This is a genomic window from Mycobacterium sp. ACS1612 (genome assembly GCF_001667505.1).
Classification (GTDB): Bacteria; Actinomycetota; Actinomycetes; order Mycobacteriales; family Mycobacteriaceae; genus Mycobacterium.
The window spans coordinates 136,136-158,243 of sequence record NZ_LZHZ01000067.1 but is presented as its reverse complement, the minus strand read 5'-3'; the positions used below and the strand labels follow the sequence as shown (position 1 = coordinate 158,243).

General features: G+C 64.3%; 6 protein-coding genes. 1 reads left to right on the top strand and 5 read right to left on the bottom strand.

Annotated elements, in window-relative coordinates:
• Positions 1 to 23 precede the first annotated feature (23 nt).
• Positions 24 to 854, top strand: a complete 831-nt coding sequence (locus tag A5724_RS29190; protein WP_067810801.1) for a class I SAM-dependent methyltransferase — start codon at positions 24 to 26, stop codon at positions 852 to 854.
• On the opposite strand, the gene A5724_RS29185 is transcribed toward A5724_RS29190, so the two are convergent.
• The 5 genes from A5724_RS29185 to A5724_RS29165 are packed head-to-tail and all read right to left on the bottom strand — an operon-like array spanning position 847 to position 22,082.
• Complete coding sequence (locus A5724_RS29185) at positions 847 to 2,100, bottom strand: acyltransferase (RefSeq protein WP_067810507.1); 1,254 nt, start codon at positions 2,098 to 2,100, stop codon at positions 847 to 849. The two genes, A5724_RS29190 and A5724_RS29185, sit on opposite strands and share 8 nt — an antisense overlap.
• 14 nt (positions 2,101 to 2,114) lie before the next feature.
• Entirely contained in the window at positions 2,115 to 6,497 is a 4,383-nt protein-coding gene (locus tag A5724_RS29180) for a type I polyketide synthase (protein WP_082965349.1), read from the bottom strand.
• Between the two features lie 47 nt (positions 6,498 to 6,544).
• Positions 6,545 to 11,968 carry a type I polyketide synthase gene (locus A5724_RS29175; protein WP_067810503.1) on the bottom strand — a complete coding sequence of 1,808 codons (5,424 nt, stop codon included), beginning with the start codon at positions 11,966 to 11,968 and terminating at the stop codon, positions 6,545 to 6,547.
• On the bottom strand, positions 11,965 to 17,322 hold the full coding sequence (locus A5724_RS29170; protein ID WP_067810501.1) for a type I polyketide synthase: 5,358 nt from the start codon (positions 17,320 to 17,322) through the stop codon (positions 11,965 to 11,967). Before A5724_RS29170 ends, A5724_RS29175 begins: the two co-directional genes overlap by 4 nt.
• A gap of 5 nt (positions 17,323 to 17,327) precedes the next feature.
• A complete protein-coding gene (locus A5724_RS29165; protein WP_067810499.1) occupies positions 17,328 to 22,082 on the bottom strand; it encodes a type I polyketide synthase in 4,755 nt (1,584 codons plus the stop codon).
• Between the last annotated feature and the right edge of the window lie 26 nt (positions 22,083 to 22,108).

Below are 22,108 nucleotides of genomic sequence, written 5' to 3'. Positions count from 1 at the left end.
GCCCGGCGTTTAGGCTGGGCGACGTGACCGACAAAGTTTCCGTCGACCTCCACGGCGCCGCTCAAACAATGTTGACGACCTTGTATCTCAAGGCGTTGGACGCCGATTTTGACCGGCCCGTTTTGGGCGACCGGTACGCGAAAGACACGGTCGACCGAATCGATTTCGACTGGGACGTACTCGAGGCGCCCGGCAGGTGGGCACCGCTGGTCACAGTGCGCAGCGCCCAGTACGACATCTGGGCGCGCCAATTCCTGGCGGTTCATCCGCACGCGACCGTCGTCCATCTCGGATGCGGTCTGGACAGCCGGGTGTTTCGGCTGGATCCGGGGCCAGACGTGGAATGGTATGACGTCGACTATCCGGACGTTATCGCGTTGCGCGAGAAGATTTTTCCGACCCGCCCACAGTGCCACCTGGTCGCGACGTCGGCAACCGATCCGTCCTGGCTGGACCAAATTCCCGCCGACCGCCCGGTGCTGCTGCTGGCCGAAGGCATCAGCATGTACCTGACCGAGCGCGACGGTGTCGCGCTGCTTCAACGCGTCGTCGACCGCTTCACCACCGGCGAACTGCAGATCGACTTCTACAACTGGCTGGGCATCAAGTCGCAGAAGACGCACCGGTTGCAGCGGCAGTCCGGTTCGACGCTGTATTGGGGGGTCAACAGCCCGCGCGACATCCTGGATCGGGTGTCGGGGGTTCGGCTGCTGACCGCCACGACGTTGTTCGACGCCAGCACGTTCAGCCGGGTACCGGCTGGCTTCCGGCACGGCAGCCGTCTGGCTCGTGCGGTTCCGCCGCTGCGCCACATGCTGCAGTACCACCGCTACGCCTTCGGCCCTGTCAACTGACACCCGCGTGCTGCTCGGCGATGCTGCGCAGCAGTGAACGTATTGCCTCGACCGATTTTTCCGGCGCCGGCCCATGCGAGTGGTACTCGATGTTCAACTGCCCGTTGAAGATCTGGGTGAAGTAAATATCGATTCCGGCGCTGACCGCGAAATACAACTCGCCATGGGTGGCGGTCACCTCCGTCCCCGGTGGTGTCCGCACCGGGGGGACCAGGCCATTATTGGACAGCACGACGACATCGGGCAGTCCCGGCGGGTTCCCGACGTATTGCGGGCTGAAGTGCAGCCGGGACTGTTGGATCACACCCTCGGACAGGTCTGCCTGAAAGGTGTCGGCGATGTCGCGGGCGAGGTCGACCACAGCGGTGTTGTGGTCAATTTCGGCGAGGTAGGTCGCCAGCCCGATCGGGTTGGTGCACCCGGTCGCCGACACCGGTGGTGAGAGGAAATAGCGCAAATCCACGGTGTAGACGTAGGGAACCGGGATGTTCAGCTCGCCCCGCAGCCGCCACTCCGCTATCAGGACAGCAGCAGAGAGCACGGCGTGCAAGCTGAGGTCATGTGCCCTACCGAAGGCAACGACGTCGTCGGTCTCGCGCTCGCTCAACCGACACGACACCATCGGAACACGCACCGGTGACGCCGGTTTGACGTCGGTGGCGGCACGCCGGGTGGGCGGAAGGTCGTAGGCGAACATCGCCGGCATGAACCGCTCGATGCCTGAGCGCTTCTGTTTCTGCACGCCTCGGTCGGCGAGCACCGCCTCGATCGATTCCGGCGCGGGCTCGACGCCGACCGCACCAATGCGGCCATTGCAGACCAGGTCGGTGTAGTACGACAGCAGTTCCTCGATGAGGACGTACATGTGATGACCATCCGCCAGAGCATGGTGGACGTAGAGCGTCGGCTGTGCTTGCCCATCGCGGATGGTCACTCGCAAGGCGACCAGCGCCTCGTTCTGGTCGAAATGCAGTGGAGGGGCTTCGGCGGCCGGATCATCGAATTCCACCACCTCGATTCCGGCCGGCAGCAGGTCATCGGTGACGAACTGGTGCCGTCCGTCGGGGAGACGTTCGAGGTGAGCGGTGAGAACTGGATGGGCTTCGAGCAGCGCATCATAGGCAGCCGACAGGACATCGATATCGATCGGGCCCGTCACATGCGCGGCCAGACCCACAAAATTATGGGTCTCAGCGAGCATCTCCTCGCTGTTCGCCAGCTTCCGAATGACCGACGTGGGAAACACTTTCCGGCTCTCTCTTATGCCTGAGTAGACGACAGGTCCACCAGCGTCAGTTCGTCGCTGCCCGCATCCAGTTCATCTTCAGCCACCGCTTCCTGGATCAAATCCATTACTGCTCTGGCGAAAACGTCGGCAAGCGACTCAGCCGCGGCCGGCTCGACTCGGCGCGCGTCATACCACCAATCGAGGTGTAGCTCGCCAGCGCAGCGGTACACCCGAAGCTCCACGGCGTGCCCCAAGCCCGGGATCGCCTCGCGCACCGGCATGGCGGTGTCGGCGTCCAATTGGACGGGTGCGTCGTCGGATGACACAGATGGCAGGTCAGGAATCGTGCCCATATACGAGAAGAGAACGTCGGCGTGACGGGCAGGTCCGAGCAATCGCGCCGTCGGTGCGTAAAGGTAACGCAACAGCCCGTACCCGATTCCGTAGTGCGGGACGGCGTTCAGCGTCTCGTACACGCCGTCCAACAGCTGCCGGGCACTCATGTCTTCGCCCTTAGCGCACCGCAGAGCGACAGGATAGAGGGTGGTGAACCAACCAACCGTCCGGCGCAAGTCGACATCGGGTCTGAGCACCGACCGCCCCGGCCCCCCGAGGTCAACGGCGACGGCGCCGTCACCGACCGTGGCCGCGATCGTCCGGCTCAGCGCGGCCAGCAGGATTTGGTCGATCGGCAGCCTCAGCCGGCGCCGCGCGTCGTCCACCTCGCTTGTTTCCGACACAGTCAGCGACGAAGACACTCTCACCAGGTCGGCTACCTCCGGGGGTTCCGAGACTTCCGAATCGACCACGCGCAGATCCGCTGAAATCTCGGTCTCTAGCCAGAAATCGCGGCTTTCCACCACCGCGGGATGCGTGGCGAGCGCGGCGCAACGCTGGGACCACTCAGCCCACGGTGTGGTAACCGGTTGCAGCGCAATGTCTTCGCCCGCCAACCGTTGTCCGAACGCGGTGAAGATGTCGGTGAGCAGGATGTCGCGCGACGCGTCGTCGCCCACGATCGCGTGCACACTGATCGCGAGATAGCACAGACCGCCCGGTTCGCCGCGGACATAAGTGGCGGCCAGGGGTGGGCTCGACAAATCCTGTTCGCGGATCTGCTCTTTCAGGATGCCGAACACCGCTTCGCGCTCCTGGAGGCTTCCTGGCGCGATGCCGTTGGGAAGCGACCGGGTGGCCAACTCGGCGAATTCCCGCGGTTCTTCCACGTGCTGTTCCCATGTTCCCGCGCGCTGCACTATCCGCAGGCGCAGCGCGTCGTGGTGGTTGGTCACGGCGGTCAGCACCGAACGGACGTCCTCGACCGACACATCGGGCCGAAGTTTCAGGATCACGGGAACCCGCCAGTGGCCGCGCTCGCGAACGCCCTGCTCGAGGAAGTACGTGATGTTCGGCGGAACGGGCGGATGCACGACTTCACCCGGCGCCTGGCGGGCCAGCCCGCCGGCCGCATACCGAGCCGCAAGAGCCTTGGCCAGCCCGGCCACGGTCGGGTTGTCGTACAAGTCCTGTGGTGTGAGGTCCAGTCCTTCGTGGGAGGCGGCCATCGCCACGCTGATGGCGACCAGTGAGTCGCCGCCGAGGTCGAAGAAATTGGTGTTCCGGTCAATCGAGCCGACACCGAGGCACTGCGCCCAGATGCGCTGCAACGCCGCTTCCATCGGCGAACTACCGTTGGCGGCTGTATGGGTTGGGGCAGCGGCGCCAGCCGACGGCGAGGCCGCCGCCCCCTTCGTCGCAGGGGCACCGTCCACCCACTTTGCGGCGGCATTGTGGTCTACCCAATGCCGTTGGCGTTCAAAGGCGTAGCCAGGAAGCGAGACGAGTTGCGGACGACGACCGCCACGCAGGGGTGTCCAGTCGACGTCGATCCCCGCCGACCAGAGTTGCCCCAGCGCCACCAGGAAGGTGTCACGATCGCTTCGGTTCTGGGCATGGTGGCGCATGAGCCGAACGGCACGATGACCTTCCGACCACTTCGGGTGACGCATAGCGGAGGCCGTCAGGGTGCCGCCGGGACCGACCTCGACGAAAACCCGGTCCGGATCTGCCAGCAATGCGTCGAGCTCGTCGGAAAACCTTACCGTCGCCCGTATTTGGCGTGCCCACGTCGCGGGGTTGGTCGCCTCGCCGGCGGCCAACCACGTCCCGGTTAGGTTCGACAGCAACGGTATCCGCGGTTCGCGAAGCGCCAGGCGGGACAGGAAGCCGGTGAATTCCGGGAGCACCGGCTCCATCAAACGCGAGTGGAAGGCGTGTGAGGTGCGGACCCGGCGGGCGGTGATACCCGCTTCGGCGAGGCGACTCTGGAACGTGCGGATGTTCTCCTCGGACCCGGCAACGACGCAGCCGCCCGGATCGTTGACGGTGGCCAGGTCGACGTCTGCCGAAAGATACTCGGTGATTGCATTGGGGCTCAGCGCCACCGCAACCATGACGCCCCGCGGTGCGGCGTGCATCAGGCGTGCCCGCATCGACACCGCCTTGACGGCCGTCGCGAGGTCGAAGACGCCCGCGATGGTGGCAGCGACATACTCGCCGATGCTGTGCCCCGCCAATGCTGCCGAGCGAACACCGTAGATCTCGATCAACTTCGCCAGCGCATATTCCACCGTGAACAGCGCCGGTTGGGTCCGGTCGGTGCGCTCCAGGTTTCGTGCGGTCCCCTCGAATATCTCCGCTCGCAGGTCGATACCCAACTCTTCACCGAACCCTGCGGCGCACTGATCGAAATGCTCGGCAAACACTGGCTCGGACTCGTAGAGGCCACGCGCCATCCCGATGTGCTGGGCGCCCTGGCCCGGAAACAGGAAAACAACTCGCTCCGAATTGTGTTTGCTCGCAACTGATTCGCCGACGAACACGTTGTCGTGCTCTTCAGCGGCCAGCACCGCCGCCGCGTGCTGCCCGTCGTTGACGACCGCCGCCATGCGGATGTTTTCTTTCCGGCGGCGAGCCAGGGTATACGCGACATCGGGCAGGGCGACCTCATCTGAGCCGGACAATTCGGCGGCCAGCGCGGAGCGTGACTGCTGCAGCGCCTCGGCGGTTCGAGCCGACAACAACAGCACCTGCGGACCGGGCTCTGTGACTGGGAGTACGGACGCCTCTGCCGGTGCTTCTTCCAAGACGACATGCGCGTTAGTGCCACCCACACCGAACGAGCTGACCCCGGCGCGCCGTATGCCGTCCCATTCCCATGGGCCGTAGTCGGTGCGTACGACGAAGGGTCCTCGGTCCAGGTGCAATTCGGGGTTGGGACTGGTGTAATGCAGGGTTGCAGGAATTGCCCGGTGTTTGAGGCAGAGAATCGCCTTGATCAAACCCGCCATCCCGGCCGCTGACTCCAGATGACCGATGTTGGACTTGACCGAACCGACAAAGCACGGACCAGGCCTGGTGGCCGTGGAAACACCGAAAGCTTGCCGCAGACCTTCGATCTCGATCGGATCGCCGAGGGGCGTACCGGTTCCGTGCGTCTCGACGTAGCTCACGGTTGAGGCGTCGATCTCCGCGACCGCATGCGCCTCGGCGATGACATCTGCCTGACCGGCCGCATTGGGCGCAGCGTACGTCATCTTCGTCGATCCGTCGTTGTTGAGCGCCGACCCCCGGATCACCGCGTGAATGCGGTCCCCGTCGTCGACGGCGTCCTGCAGTGCCTTGAGCACCACCACCCCGACTCCGCTGCCGAAGATGGTGCCATCCGACCGCACGTCGAACGGCCGGCAGTGACCGGTCGCGGACACCATCGAACCGGGTTCGTGCCAGTACCCGACGCGGTGCGGGATCCGGAGCGACGCGCCACCAACCAGAGCCATGTCAGATTCACCGTTCAAAATGCTCTGGCAGGCCAAGTGAAGTGCGACCAAGGACGACGAGCACGCCGTCTGAACCGACAGGGCCGGGCCGCGCAGATCGAACTGGTGCGCCACCCGCGTCGCCAGATAGTCTTTGTCGTTCTGCAACGACAGGTTGACCATCTCGAACGTGACGCCTTGCCCGATGATTTCGTTCGGATCGTGGTGCGACATCAGGTTGTGCAGTAGATACCCGCTGGTCGTGCTGGTTGCGTACACGCCGACTGAACCGTCGATATCCGCCGGGTCGCAGCCGGCGTCTTCCAGCGCATGCCACGCACACTGCAAGAACAGCCGGTGTTGCGGATCCGTCATCCGGGCAGCTTGTGGTGTGAAGCCGAAGAAGTCAGCGTCGAATTCGTCTATCGCGTTCATCAGCGCAGCGCGCCGCACGTACGCATGATTCGCGAGGGTTTTCTCGCTGACTCCGGCAGCAAGAAGGTCCTCCTCCGACAGGGTCACGATCGACTCCTCACCGCGCCGCAAGTTGTCCCAGAACTCTGACACGGAGTCGGCGCCGGGAAATCTGCCGGCCATGCCGACGACCGCAATCGCGTTGGGCGAGAAGGGTTCGCTGGTGCTCGTCACGCTCGGTTTCCTACCTTTCGCCGCACCGCGGCTCGTTGTCGCGCTGCGGCACGCTGCTGGGCTCGGGTGCGAACATCGTTCGCGTTCTCGGTGTTGTCGTGCCCACTCAGGCCGAGTTGACGGAGGAGATCGGTCGTCAGGTCGGCAAGTGAGGCACCCTGCAACAACAGGGCCACCGGCGGTTCCACACCGAAATCGCCGCGAACGGTGTTGCGGATCCGCACGGCCATAAGGGAATCCATTCCCAGTTCGGTCAACGGCTGGTCCGCGTCGATGGCGCTGTCTTTCGAGTAGCCCATGATCGCGAGGATGCGTCCGCCCAGACGCGCAGTGACGACCCGGTTGGCCTCGGCGGCTTCCATATCGCGAAGCGCATCGGGGCCCGGCCAGTCGTCGTCGGTGTCGACGTCCAGTTCCTCGGCGAGGGTTGCGAAATACCCGAGTTGCTGGATCTCCGGAAATGCAGCCGCCCCGCGATCAAGGCGCAGGCGCGCGACGCCCACCCGGGCGATGTCGCCGGCGAGCACCGCCTCCAGGGCCTCTATGCCTTCGATAGGAGTGATGGGGTCGAGAGCACTGAAGGTCAATGAGCGAGCGACGCCGACGTCGGACCACTGGCCCCAATTGATCGTGGTGGCAGGCAGACCCGATGCGCGTCGCCACGCGACCAAAGCATCGAGCCACGCACTCGCACAGGCGTAGGCTGCCTGCCCGGGCGAACCCAGCAGGGACGACGTCGAAGAGAACCCAACCCACCAGTCGAGCTGTCGGCGCGCCGTGGCACCGTGCAGACGCACGGCCCCGGCTGCCTTTGGCGCCCAGACACGTTCCAGGCTCTCCCTGCTGAGGGCGGCGACGATCTGATCGTCGATCACGGCTGCGCTGTGCACGATGCCCCGCAAGGCCAGCCCGGTCTCTTCGGCGGCCGTCACGAGTCGCTCGGCCACTCCGGGTGCGGAGATATCGCCAGTGATGACAGCGATCTGCGAGCGTTCTTCCAGCTCTGCGAGGACCGTCCGCTGCTCATCGGTGGGCTCGGATCGACCGTTCAGGACAATGCGCCCGGCGCCGCGGTCGACGAGCCAGCGGGCAACGACTAAGCCGATACCGCCCAGACCGCCGGTGACGACGTAGGAGCCATCCGATCGAACGACCGGGTCCTGTTTACCTGCACCGAGCGTCGCGCGCGATAGTCGTTCGACATGTCTGTGCTCTTGGCGCCATGCGATCACATCGTCCTTACCTGCCGAACCCAGCTCGGTGATCAAGGACGTAAGCGCATCGCCGGTCATATCCAGATCAAGCAAGGTGGTGTGTAGATCCGGATGCTCGTAGGCAAGGACCCGGACGAGCCCCTTAAGGGCACCGATCGTTGGATCTCCCGGCTCATCGCCGTCCACCACCAGTCCGTTTCGGGTCACCAGCCACAGCCGCGGCGACTTCCCGTGCCATCCCCCGATCAACGCACGCACCGTAGCCGAGATGGCCCAGATTAATTCGCGCCCTCGTGTCAGCGCGTCATCAGAGTCAGTGCCGTCGAACGGGCGATGCCCGGCGAACACGACCACCCCGGCCGGCGGCAAGTCAGGGTCTGCCGCCGTTTTGGCGAAGGCTTCCAGCACCTCAGGCTCACGCGAAATGTCCGCGCTGATCACTCGCCGGGTCGGGGAGCCGAATCGGCCAATAAAATCGTTGGCAATCTCCTCGGTCTCGGCACCATCGGTCAACACCAACCAGCTGCCATCAGATGCAGCCGAAGGCTCAGAACTGATCTGCGTCGAGGTGTGAACCCAAGTTGTCTCGAAGATCTTCTGCGCCAGCGGCAACGGCACTGTGCGGCGTTGCACCCTTTGCAAATAGACTCCGGTGATTTCAGCGGTTGGATTTCCCGCGTCATCCATCAGGATGGCGCGGCCCACCTTGCCGGTGCTGTCGGTATCGAGATTCAGCAACTCGGCGCGGCATCGCGCCCGGCGACCGACATCGCCGAATACCCGTATCGTCTCGAATGAGACCGGCAGATAGGTGGCCTCGTTCGAATCTGTCAACGATTCGGCGGGCATGGCGGCAGCCAAGCCCTGCAGTGCCGCATCGAGCATCACCGGATGTACCCGATAACTCCGGTGCGGGGCGGCCTCATCGGGCAGGACGATCTCCACCTCCGAAGAACCGCCGGGCACTCGAACGATTCGCGTCAACGCGGCAAACGCCTGCCCGTGATGCAAACCGGTGCGACGCAGCCCGGCGTAGAGATCTGCCGGCGATACAACGGTGCCTTCGTCGACAGAACTCATCCGTTCAGGCGGTATCCCGGGCTGCGTTGCCTCGACACTTGCAACCGCATGCCGACGCCAATTGCCGTCGGCCGAGCGTGAATGAATCTCGATACGAATGTCGTTCACCGAGTCGTCTGCGCTTCGCATCAGCTGCGTCGTCACCTGGGTCCGGCCTTCTAGACGAAGCATCTGTTCGACCTCGACCCGGTACACCGCCACGTCCTCTACCGGCAAGCCAAGGGCTTCGCTTCCGGCCGCCAGCGCCATCTCGGCGAAGCCTGTTGCGGGCATGACGGCTTGTCCATACACCTTGTGGTCCGCCAGCCAAGGGATGACCTCGGTTCCGACATCCGCCTGCCACACATGATCGCGGCCGGATGGCATCTCAACGTGCATTCCCAGCAACGGATGAACATCGGCCGGCTGTCGGTTAGCGGACGAAGATGCGGTCCAGTACTTCGAATGCAGCCACGGTGTCGGTGGGATATCCGCGAAACTGCTTGCGCTGCAGACAGTTTGCGTGGTCGCAGCGGATGGCGGTCGTACCGTGGCCAGATAGGTGTGGAAAGCGAGTGTTTCAGGGTTCTCACGGTTCAACGTCGCCACTACCTGGACATCGCCGCGCGGCCTGGCCGACTCCAGGTTCCCGCCTATGGCATGGACGAGCAGCGGATGCGGGCTGACCTCGATGAACGTAGCATGGTTTTCCGCAGCCGCCGCCACGGCGTGGCTGAACCGAACCGGCTTGCGCAGATTGGCCGCCCAATAGTCGGCATCAAACGCCGGCGGCACGCCGTTGGTTTGGCTGACCGTGGTGATCAGTGGGATCTTCGGCGCACCCGGTGCCAAATCGGCGAGCGCGCTTCGTAACTCGGGCAATATCGGATCGACGGTGGGGTGATGCGACGCCACGTCGACCTCGATGCGCCGCGCCAATCGGCCCCGGGCGTCCACCACGGCGATCACCGGGTCGACCTGGTCGGGCGGTCCGGCGATCACCGTCTGCTGCGGTGCGGCGTATACCGCCACCGTCACATCCGGGTAGTCGACAATCAGCGCCTCGGTGGCCTCGACGTCCAGTTCCAACAGCGCCATCGCCCCTTGCCCGGCCAGCCGAGACATCAGCCGTGACCTGGTGGCGATCACTTTCAGCCCCTCAGCCGGGCTCAGCGCCCCGGCCACCACCGCAGCGGTCACCTCCCCCATTGAATGTCCGATTACCGCATCGGGTTCTACCCCGTACGAGCGCCACAAGGCGGTCAACGCCAACTGCATACCCACCAAAACCGGCTGGATACGCGCGATACCCTCCACCGGCTCAGCGGAGGCCAGCACTTGTCGCAGCGAGAACCCGACCTGCTCGACGAACACCGGCTCCAGCTCGGCGACCGCCGCGGCAAACGCCGGCTCCGTGGTCAACAACTCGCGACCCATACCGGGCCACTGCGAGCCCTGACCGGAAAACAGAAATACTGTGCCGGGCCCAGGCACGTGCGGATGTGGTGCCACCACCCCTGGCGCCGGGCGCCCCTCGGCCAGCGCCCGCAACCCGGCCACCGCCTGCGTGCGGCCACCCGCACACACCGCGGCCAACCTGGCATGCCGCGGACGGTGATGATTGAGCGTGTACGCAACCTCGGCCAGCGGCACCGCGGCCCCAGCGCCCTCAATCCAGTCCGCCAGCACCGTCGCCCACGCCGCGATCCGCTCGTCCGATTTGCCGGAAACCACCAAGGTGGTGATCTCCGAACCGGGGCTTTCCAACGGCGCCGGATCCGGCCCCTGCTCGAGCACCACATGCGCGTTCGTCCCGCCTAGTCCGAACGACGACACCGCAGCTCGCCGGGGACCCTCGGAAGAGGGCCAGGGCATCAGGTCGGTGGGAACGAACAGTCGTGTTGACGCCGCGTCGATCGCCGGATTCCATTGCGAGAAGTGAAGGTTCGGCGGAATCTGCGCTCGCTGCACCGCCAGGGCGGCCTTGATGAATCCGGCAATCCCGGCGGCCGCCTCCAGATGGCCGATATTCGTTTTCACGGCGCCCAGCCCGCATGGACCGTCGCCGCGCCCGTAGGTATCTGCCAACGCTTCGAACTCGATCGGATCACCCAAAGCGGTGCCGGTGCCGTGCGCCTCAATGAAATTCACCGAGTTACCGGTTATCTCGGCGCTGCGCAACGCCCGGGTGATCACGTCCCGCTGCGCGATCGTATTCGGCGCGGTCAGACCGTTGGAGCGGCCGTCCTGATTGACTGCTGAGCCCCGAACCACCGCTAAGACCTGGTCCCCGTCGCGTATCGCGTCGGTGAGCCGCTTGAGTACCACGATTCCGGCACCCTCTCCCCGCACGAACCCGTCCGCCCCGGCGTCAAAGGTGTGACACCGGCCCCTGGGCGACAACATGCCCCACTTAGCCATCGCGATCTGAGTTTCGGGACGCAATATGAGACTGACCCCGCCCGCCAGGGCCAGATCGCTCTCTCGCAGCCGCAGGCTCTGGCAGGCCAGATGAATGGTGACCAACGACGACGAACATGCCGAATCCACGGCCATCGCCGGACCACGCAACCCCAGCAGGTACGCGATACGCCCGACGGCGACGGCGTGAGCGTTACCAGTTGCCGAGTAGGCATCGATGTTGTCGGGGTTGGCCGCCGAAATACCTTGGTATTCGGTGTAGTACACACCCATCATCACTGCGGCGCGGGTTCCGGCCAGTTGATCCGGCGCGATCCCGGCGTGCTCCAACGCCTCCCAGGCGACCTCCAACATCACCCGCTGCTGCGGGTCCATCGCTTCGGCTTCACGCGGGGAAATCCCGAAGAAATCAGCGTCGAAACCGCCGACGTCAGATATGAAACCGCCCCATTTCGACGACATCCGGCCGGGCGCGAACGTGTCCGGATCATAGAATTCGTCGGCATTCCAGCGATCCGGCGGGATTTCACTGATCGCATCCCCGCCGTTGGCCAGGAATGTCCAGTATGCCTCCGGGCCAACCACACCGCCGGGGAAACGGCAGCCGATCCCCACCACCGCCACTGGCTCCGCGGCCGCGATGCGGGAAGCCTTGACGAACTGCTCATTCAACGCGCTCTGCTGGTCGGCGGACATGGCCGAAACTCTGTTGAAGATCGTCTTCATCTCTCACTACCTACTGAAGTCGATTCCACACTGGTGAACAATTCATCCAACACACTGCTTGCCGACTCGACAGTCCGATCGGCGTCGTCCCGCGGCACCTGTTCTGGCGCAAGCATTTCCGCTAAGTACATGGTCAGTGACGAGATGGTCGGGTGATTGAACAACATGTTCGCCGACAAGTCGGTGCCCACTAACTGCTGAGTCTCTCGTAGGACCGTCATCGCCATCATCGAATCGAGTCCCAACTCGGGGAACGGCTGATTCACGTCGACCGCTGATGCCGGCATGCGGAGTTCGCGGGCCAGGATGGCCCGGAGCCCAACTCGAAGCTCGGCGCACAGCTCCTCGGCTGACATCAGCGACCAATCCCGCGCAGGCGCTTCGGATCGGTCGGTCGAGCGCTCCGTGCCGTTCAGAGTGTCCACATCTGGGACGACCCTCTCGAAGTAGCCGAGTTCGCGGAACTCGGGGGTCACAGTGACTGCGCGATCGAGACGCAGGCGTGCGACGCCCACCCGAGTGAGGTTGCGACCCAGCAGCGACTCGAGCGCTTCGATACCTTCGCCAGGCGTGATCGGGTCTAGAACACTCAGCGTCAGCGAGCGGCCGATCCCGACGTCCGACCACTGACCCCAGTTGATCGCGGTAGCAGGCAGACCCGATGCGCGTCGCCACGCAACGAAGCCATCGAGCCATGCGTTGGCGGTGGCGTACGCAAGTTGGCCCGGCAAACCCAGAAGCGCTGCCATGGATGAGAATCCAACCCACCAGTCGAGTTGGCGAGTGGCCGTCGCTTGGTGCAACCGCAATGCGCCGGCCGCCTTGGCCGCCCACACCCGTTCCAGGCCTTCCCTGCTCACAGCGGCAACCAGACCGTCGTCGAGCACACCCGCGGAGTGCAGGACTCCGCGCAGTGGCCGTCCGGTCTCTTCGGCGACCGCGACCAGTCGCTCCGCTACTTCCGGCGAAGCGATATCGCCACGGACAAAAACGATTTCGGCACTGGCCGCAAGGCCAGCGAGGTCTCTGCGCTGAGCATCGCCGGGATCGGTTCGCCCGTTGAGAACAAGCCGCCCCGCACCGTTGGCGACGAGCCAGCGCGCGACGACCATGCCCAGGCCGCCGAGGCCCCCTGTGACGATGTATGAGCTGTCTGCGCGAACGACCGCGTCATGCTTGTCTGTGTCGAGCGTCGCACGCGTCAGTCGTTCAGCGTATCGGCGACCTGCACGCCAGGCGATCACATCGTCGCTCGTCGGCGACTCGAGTTCCCTCATCAACGCCGCGACGACGTCATCCGCGGAATCCAGATCGACGAGAGTCGCGTCTAGATCCGGCTCGTCGGCGAGGACGCGAGCCAATTCGCCTGGGAAACGCCAGGTACGGACGACGCCTTTGAGAGCGCCGATCGCTGGATCGCCCGGCTCATCGTCCGCAACTGTAAGACCGTTGCGGGTCACCAACCACAGCCGCGGCGCCTTCCCGACCCGGCCGACGGCAGCAGCGCGCGCCGCCACCGAGATCGTCCAGACCAATTCGCGTGCGCGCCGGAGTGCACCATCGGCGTCGGTGCCATCGAACGTACGCTTTGCGACGAACACAATCATGCCGACCGGCGGAAGCTCCGAATCAGCTGCGGTTTTCGTCACGGCTTCCGAAACTGCCGACTCGTCGGACATTCTTTCACTGATGACCCGTCGGGTGGCCGAGCTGAATCGGGCCGTGAATTCCGCGGCCAATGCGGTTGTTTCGGGGTCGTCGTCGGTCAACAGCAGCCAGCTCCCCGCACGCGCAGCCGACATCCCGTCGCCGGTTTCAGGAGTCGAACTCTCCGCCCATACGGTGTTGAAGATCTTCTGCTCCAGGGGTAGCGGCACCATGCTGGGGTCTGTGCGCCGCAGCCGAATGCCGGTGAGTTCCGCGGTCGGGGTACCGATGTCGTCCAGGAGTGTGACCCGGCCAAGAAGGCTGCCACCCTCATGCTCGAGATTCACCAGCTCGGTGCGGCACCTGGCCCGTCGACCGACATGCGCGAACACCCGCATCGTCGTCAACGACACTGGCAGATATGCGGCATCGGTCGAATCACCCGGGGATTCATCTGGTACGGCGGCGGCGAGATTCTGCAGCGCCGCAGCGAGTGTCATCGGATGGATGCGGTAGCCCGGATGGTCCGCAATGTGCTCAGGCAGTACGATTTCGGTGTCTGAACTACTGCTGGCCAGCGACCCGGGCCTCTCGGCCGCACGGTCCCGGTGCGTGACGTCCACGCTGGCCGCCGCACATCGACGCCAGTTCCCGCCGGCGAGATTGGCATAAATCTCAACGTGAATCGCGTCGTCGTTGCTTCGAGTGAGCTGCGTGGTGAACCGCGTCTGACGATCCAGGACAGGCATTTGCTCAACCTTGAGCTCGTTGACCCGGACGGCCTCAGCAGGCAGGCCAAGAGCTTCGCAGCCGGCAGCCAACGCCATCTCGGCAAAACCGGCCATCGGCATAACAGCCTGCCCATCCACGTGATCAGCCAGCCACGCCATCGTCGGGGTTCCGATCTCCACCTGCCACACATGGTCTCGGCCCGACGGCATGTCAACGTGGAACCCCAGCAGTGGGTGAGTTTCTGGCATCCACTGAGTGGGCGACGGAGCCTGGACCCAATACTTCGAATGCAGCCAGGGCGACGGGGGAACGTCCACGAGTCGGCAGCTGTCCCCACCGGGTGGCGTCACACCAACTGCAGCAAGCCGTGTGTGGAAGAACAGTGTTTCGTCCTCGCTGTGCTTCACCGACGGGGTCACCAGGACGCTGTCAATCGAAGACGTCGTCTGTAGTGTTTCGGAGATGGCGTGGGTGAGTGTGGGGTGTGGGCTGATTTCGATGAAGGTGGCGTGGTTTTGCGCTGCCGTTTCGATGGCTCGGTGCAGTCGCACCGGTTGGCGCACGTTGGCGACCCAATAAGCGGCATCCAAGGCCGGTGTGGTGGTGTCGGTGATGGTGGACAGAAACGGAATCGTCGGGGCCTTGGGCGCCAGATCCGCCAGCGCCGAACGTAATTCACCCAAGATGGGATCCATCAGCGCGGTGTGGGAGGCGACTTCCATGTTCACCCGCCTCGCGAACCGCTCCTGCGCCATCACCGCGGCGATCACCGCATCCACCGACACCACCGGCCCGGCGATCACGGTCTGCCGCGGCGAGAGGTAGCCCGCCAAACTCACCTCAGGAAAGTCGGCGATCAACGCCGTGGTCGCCTCGGCGTCCATTTCCAGCAGGCCCACCGCGCCCTGACCGGCCAGCCGCGACATCAATCGCGACCGAGTGGCGATCACCGACAAACCGTCGGCCGGGCTCAACGCCCCGGCCACCACCGCCGCGGTCACCTCCCCCATCGAATGCCCAATCACCGCATCGGGTTCCACACCATACGAGCGCCACAACGCCGTCAGCGCCAACTGCAACCCCATGATCACCGGCTGCACCTGCGCATCCCCGCACACCGGGGCACCGATGGCGAGCAGCCGCTGCAGCGAAAACCCCACCCGCTCAACAAACACCGGCTCCAACTCGGCCACCGCTGCGGCGAACACCGGCTCATCGGCCAACAACCGCCGACCCATCCCCGGCCACTGCGAACCCTGACCCGAATACACGAACACCGTGCCCGACCCGGGTGGCCCCTCATGCGGATCGACCACTCCCGGCGCCGATTCACCAGCCGCTAAAGCACGCAACCCGGCCACCGCCTGAGCACGATCCCGCGCACACACCGCGGCGAAATACTTGTGCCGAGTGCGGTGATGACTGAGCGTGTGGGCGACATCGGCCAACCCCACCGCGGCGCCCTCGCCGGCCACCCACTCGGCCAACAGCCCCGCCATCGACGCGATCCGTGCCGGACTCTTGCCCGAAACCACCAGTGTGCTCACCACCGGCTCCGGTTGCACCGCAACGGGTTCGGGAGTCGGGGCCTGCTCAACCACCACATGGGCGTTGGTGCCACTGACCCCGAACGACGACACCCCCGCCCGACGCGCCCGCCTCACCGCCGGCCACTGCATGGATTGCGCAGCGATGGTGAACCGCGAAACGCCCGCACTGGCATGCGGAGTCAGCTGATTAAAATGCAAATGCTGCGGAATATGCCCATGACGCACGCTCAACACCGTCTTGATGAACCCAGCGATACCGGCCGCCGACTCCAAATGACCCAAATTGGTCTTGACCGACCCCACCACCAACGGCGCCGCACCATTGCGTTCGGCGAACACCTGACTCAACGCGTCCAGTTCGATCGGATCACCCAACGCGGTACCGGTACCATGGGCCTCGACATAATCGATCTCACCCGGCTCTAGCCGCGAAGCCGCCAACGCCGCACGCAGCACCGCCTGCTGGGCCGGACCATTGGGCACCGTCTGCCCACTGCTCGGACCGTCCTGATTGACCGCCGACCCACGCACCACCGCCAACACCGAATCCCCGTCACGCAGCGCATCACCGAGCCGCTTGAGCACCACCACCCCGGCACCCTCACTACGCACGTAACCATCCGCGTCGGCATCGAAAGTTTTGCAGCGCCCGTCAGGAGCCAACATCCCCCAAAGCGAGCACGCAATACTGTTTTCCGGACTCAGGATCAGATTGACCCCAGCAGCCAACGCCTGATCACTTTCCCGCCGACGCAAACTCTGACAAGCCAAATGGATCGCCACCAGCGACGACGAACACGCAGAATCAATCACCACCGCAGGACCATGCACACCCAGGAAATACGCCAACCGCCCCGCAGCAAAATTCCCCGCATTCCCGAACGTGACATACGGGTCAACATCCTCCGGCCGCGAGCTTCCAACGTAGATCAAGGAATAGTCATAGGTCGTCAAACCGACGAAGACAGCGGTCTGTGTCCCACGGATCGCCTGCGCGGTGATACCGGCGTTTTCCAATGCCTCCCAAGCCACTTCGAGCAACAACCGATGCTGAGGATCCATCCCAGCCGCCTCACGCGGCGAGATACCGAAGAACTCGGCATCGAATTCATCCGGCTGCCACGAAGTCAGAAAACCCCCCTCCCGACTACAAATCGTGCCCGCAACCGTGTGATCCTCGCAGTAGAGGGCATCGGCATCCCAGCGGTCGGCCGGCACCCGCACGATGCCGCTGGCCCCGTCCTGCAACAACCGCCAAAACTGGGCCGGAGTGCTCACCCCACCAGGAAACCGACACCCCATCCCCACCACCGCGATCGGCTCGACGTCACCCTTTTCGGCAACCTCCAGACGCGCACTCAAATCATCAATCTTGCGAAGTGCCTCAGCGAAGATCGCCCGACGATCCGACGGCGCAACAGTCATCGCGCTCAACCCAGCCTCTCCGAAAGCTGTTGCAGCAACTCGTCATCACTGAGATCCTCGTAGTCGTCAGCGCTGTCGTCTTCGGCAACCTCAATCAGCTCGGGCAGAATTGTGGCTAAGTAGCCGACGAGCGCGTCGACGGTCGGATAGTCGAACACGACAGACGCCGGTAGCGCCTCGCCGACGCTGTCGCCGAGCGACCGCTGAAGTGTCACGCTCATCAGCGAATCCATCCCGGATTGGAAGAAACCCGCCGACGGATCGAGCAACTGCGGCGACGCCAATCCCATCGCTGCCGCAACCTGCGCGGTCACATGATCAACCAGAAGACGGTGGCGCCGCGTCGGTTCGCAGTCGCGCAATGCTTCCCGGAACTCGGTTCTGAGCACCGATGAAGTGTCGCTCTGCGCGTCGGTCGGCATCATGTCATCCACGATGTGCAGTGCTGCCCGGGTGCGATAGGCGGTGGCCAGTCGGCTCCAGTCCGCGGAGACAATCGTGGAGCGGACGGGGGCGTCTTTACCGGTGAGGGACGCCAGTGCTTGGATGGCGACCTCGTCGGGCATGGGCTGAAGTCCCGAGTCCAGGGTCACCTGGCGTTCCTGGTCGGATTGGATGTCTGTCAGCGACTTCCACAGGCCCCAGTTGATCGCGGTGGCCGAAAGTCCGGCCGCTCGGCGCGCATAGGCGAAGGCGTCCAGGAAAGTGGTAGTCGCCGCGTAGTGGGCCAGCCAGCGGGAGCCGGTCACTCCGGAGATTGAGGTGAACAGCACAAACTGGTGCACTGAGTGCCGCAGTGACAGTTTGTGCACAAGCGCCGCCACATTCAGTTTCGGTCGGAACATAGCGGCGACGTCGTCGTCGGTCATATCGCGAAGTGTCACCGGCCCGCCGCCGAAGGCGGCCAGGTAGATACCGGCCAGCGGTGGAAGGTCTGTACCGAAGCGGTCGAACAGTGTGTTCATTGCGCTTTCATCCGCCGCATCGGCGGCCACAGTCACCAACGTCGTACCGGCCGCGGCCAACCTGGCAGCCAACTCATCGAGACGCGAGCCCGGATTGCGTGACACCGCAACAACGGTGCCGGCGCCCATGTCAGCGAGCTGCCGGATGAGATGCGGGCCGATATTGCCGGTCGCGCCGATGACTAGATGGCTGCTGTCCTTGTCGAGTTCAACCGGGCTGGTCGATGGCGGAAGGCCCTTTCCCAGCCGCGGGACACGCCGGGTCCCGGCCCGATAAACGACCTGATCCTCGTCTCCACCGCCAGCCTCATCCAGCACATACCGGGCGGCTACCCCCTCGGGCACCGACGCGTCGACATCGATGATGCCGCCCCATATTTCCGGATGCTCCAGTGCCGCCGTGCGACCCAAACCCCACAACACCGCATGAGCGGGATTGGCCCGATCGCCTTCATGTACCGGCTGACCGTTGCGCGTGAGTAGATACAGCCGCGGTGGCAACGACGTCGCGGCCACCGCTGCCATCAGCCGTCGCGCAGAATTGAACACGCCATATCCAAGTTCAGCGTCGAAATAGCCAGACGTCGACAGTTGGGGCGCGTAAAGCACATGGGTCACTCCAGCGAGGGCCTTCGCAAGCGCAGTCTTATCGGTGTGTTCGGCCACCATCGACGGCGGCAGCACTGTCACCCGGGAATCGTCACCAAGCACACGACCTATCTCCGCACCGAGTCCGGGGTCGCCGAATACCAGCCACCAACTGTCTACGTTGGTCTGCGCATCGGGCAACCGACGAGCTGGCCAGGTTAGCTCGCAATACCACTCCGCGGGAACGCCTTTACCGGTCGGTACACCCGAATCGCCATTCCGCTCGTTACGTTTGGCCGAATCCGGCGATGTCGGACTGAACCAGTGCCGGGAGTGATGCCATGGAGTGGTCGGGAGCACCGGGTGCGGTTCGTGCGGATGCGGAATCTGTGGCGGATGGCTCGTGTGGATCCTGTTCAGATTGGTGTGGAAGCTCACCGTGTCATCACCGTCGCGCAACAGCGTCCCCAGACTGTGGTGATGGGTCACCGTCTCCAGCGTGTCGCTGACCGCGTGCGCCAGAATCGGATGAGCGCTGATCTCGATAAAGGTGGCATGCTCTTCTGCGGCTGCCATGATGGCCTGGCTCACCCGCGCGGGTTGGCGCACATTGGCGGCCCAATACTCGGCGTCCAGCATCGGCACGGTGGCCTCGGCGACGGTGGAAAAGAACGGAATGGTGACGATGTCCGGGGTCAGATCCTCCAGTGCCGAACGTAATTCGGGCAGAATCGGATCCATCAAAGCGGTATGCGAGGCCACCTCCATGTTGACCCGCCGAGCAAAACGGTTCTGGGCGCTCACCGCCGCGATCACCGCCTCGACCGGCGCCACGGGCCCGGCAATCACGGTCTGCCGCGGGGACAAATAACCCGCGAGACTGACTCCGGGAAAGTCTGCGATCAACGTCGCGGTGGCCTCGGCGTCCAGTTTGAGTAGTGCCACCGCGCCTTGCCCCGTGAGCTGCGACATGACGCGGGATCGGGTAGCGATCACCCGCAAGCCGTCGGCCACGTTCAGCGCCCCAGCCACCACCGCCGCGGAGACCTCACCCATCGAATGTCCGATCACTGCATCGGGATGCACCCCGTAGGAGCGCCACAATTCGGTCAGCGCCAGTTGCAACCCCATCAGCACTGGCTGGACCCGCGCGTCGCCGCTCACCGGCGCACCCTCGGCGATCACCCGCTGCAGCGAAAACCCCACTTGTTCAACAAATACCGGCTCCAATTCTGCGATCGCCGCGGCGAACACTGGCTCATCGGCGAGCAATTGCCGCCCCATGCCCGCCCAATGAGATCCCTGACCCGAGTACAGGAACACCGTGCCTGCGCGACACGATCCCTCATGCGGGCCCACCACTCCGTCGGCCGATCGGCCGGCGGCCAGCGCCTGCAATCCCGTCACTGCTTCGGCGCGATCGCGGGCGCACACAGTGGCGAACTGCGCATGGCGATCCCGGTGGTGATTGAGAGTGTGAGCCACGTCGGGCAACGGCACCTCCGCACCAGCTCCAGCCATCCACTCCGCCAGCGATGCGGCCATCGACGCAATGCGCTCCGGTGATTTACCTGACACCACCAACGTGGTCACCGCCGGATCGGACTCGCGGATAACAGGTACGGAAGTAGGAGCCTGCTCGATCACCACATGCGCGTTGGTGCCGCCGAACCCGAATGAGGACACTCCCGCCCGCCGCGGCCGCCGCGTAGGCGGCCACTCCTGTTGCTCCGCAACTACTTTCAGCCGCATTTGGTCGAAAGCAATGTGCGGATTTGGGGTATGGAAGTGCAGGTTCGCCGGGATACTTGCGCGCTCGACCGCCAACACCGCCTTGATGAAACCCACGATGCCAGCCGCCGCCTCGAGATGACCCAGATTCGACTTGATCGCACCAATCAGCAGCGGCGACTGCTCCGCACGCCCACGGCCCAAGACCGTGCCGAGGGCACGCGCCTCGATGGGATCCCCGAGATTAGTGCCGGTCCCATGGGTTTCGACATAATCGACTTCATGCGGCGGCACCCCAGCGTTGGTGTAAGCCGCGCGCAACACCGCCATCTGAGCGGCTGGATTAGGAGCCAACAGGCCGTTGGACCGGCCGTCCTGGTTGACCGCTGAACCCCGTACCACCGCCAGAAGCCGGTCACCGTCGCGCACTGCATCACTCAGCCGCTTGAGGACCACTACCCCGCAGCCCTCACCGCGGACGAACCCGTCAGCCTCCGCGTCGAACGCATGACACGCACCGGTCGGCGACAACGCACCGGATTGGTCGAAACCACGAAATACTGCAGGCGACATCAGCAGGTTTACGCCCGCTGCAATGGCCATATCCGAGTCATGCATCCGTAGGCCCTGGCACGCCAGATGCAGTGCGACCAATGACGACGAACAAGCAGTGTCCACCGTGACGGACGGGCCACGCAGATCCAGAAAATACGACAGCCGATTGGCGATGATGCTCAGTGCACCGCCGGGATTACTCCATGCATCAACATTCGGCAGATCAGTGGACGCGAGGTATCCGTACTCTGTGATACTGGCGCCGACGTAGACTCCCGTTTGCGAGCGGCGCAGTGAACTCGCACGGATCCCGGTATGCTCCAACGCTTCCCAAGCTACTTCGAGCAGCAGACGCTGCTGGGGGTCCATCTTCGCCGCTTCGCGACGAGAGATGTCGAAGAATTCCGCGTCGAAGGCGTCGATGTCGCTCAAGAACGATCCCCAGCGCGTGGTCTGCGACAGTGCTGCGGCCACCGCGGGAGAGCCATCGTCGTACGGCGCCCACCGGTCCGGCGGCACCTCGTCCACCGCGGAGCGCCCCTCGCGCAGGAACTGCCACAATGCCTCGGGCCCCGCGATTGCGCCTGGCAAACGACATCCCAGACCGATTACCGCGATCGGCTCGTCGCCGCTGCCTCGGTCGTGCTCGAGCACCAGCCCGGCGTCGGTGTCGGCCTCGGAACCGCTGAGAAACTCCGCCAGTTCGCCAATTCTCGGATGTTGCCAAAACTCTACGGGTGAGATTTGTCGGCCCACCAGCTCCGACAGCTCACCGGCAAGCACGACCGCGTCTCGCGAGCCCACACCCAGATCGTTCATCGACGCGTCGAGGTCGATGTCGTCGGGACTGCAACCGATATTCGTCACGAGGTAGTCGACCAGCCAGTGCCGAAGACGCTCCTCGTCGAAAGCCGCTGTCATGCCGCACCGTCCAAACAGCCGATTTG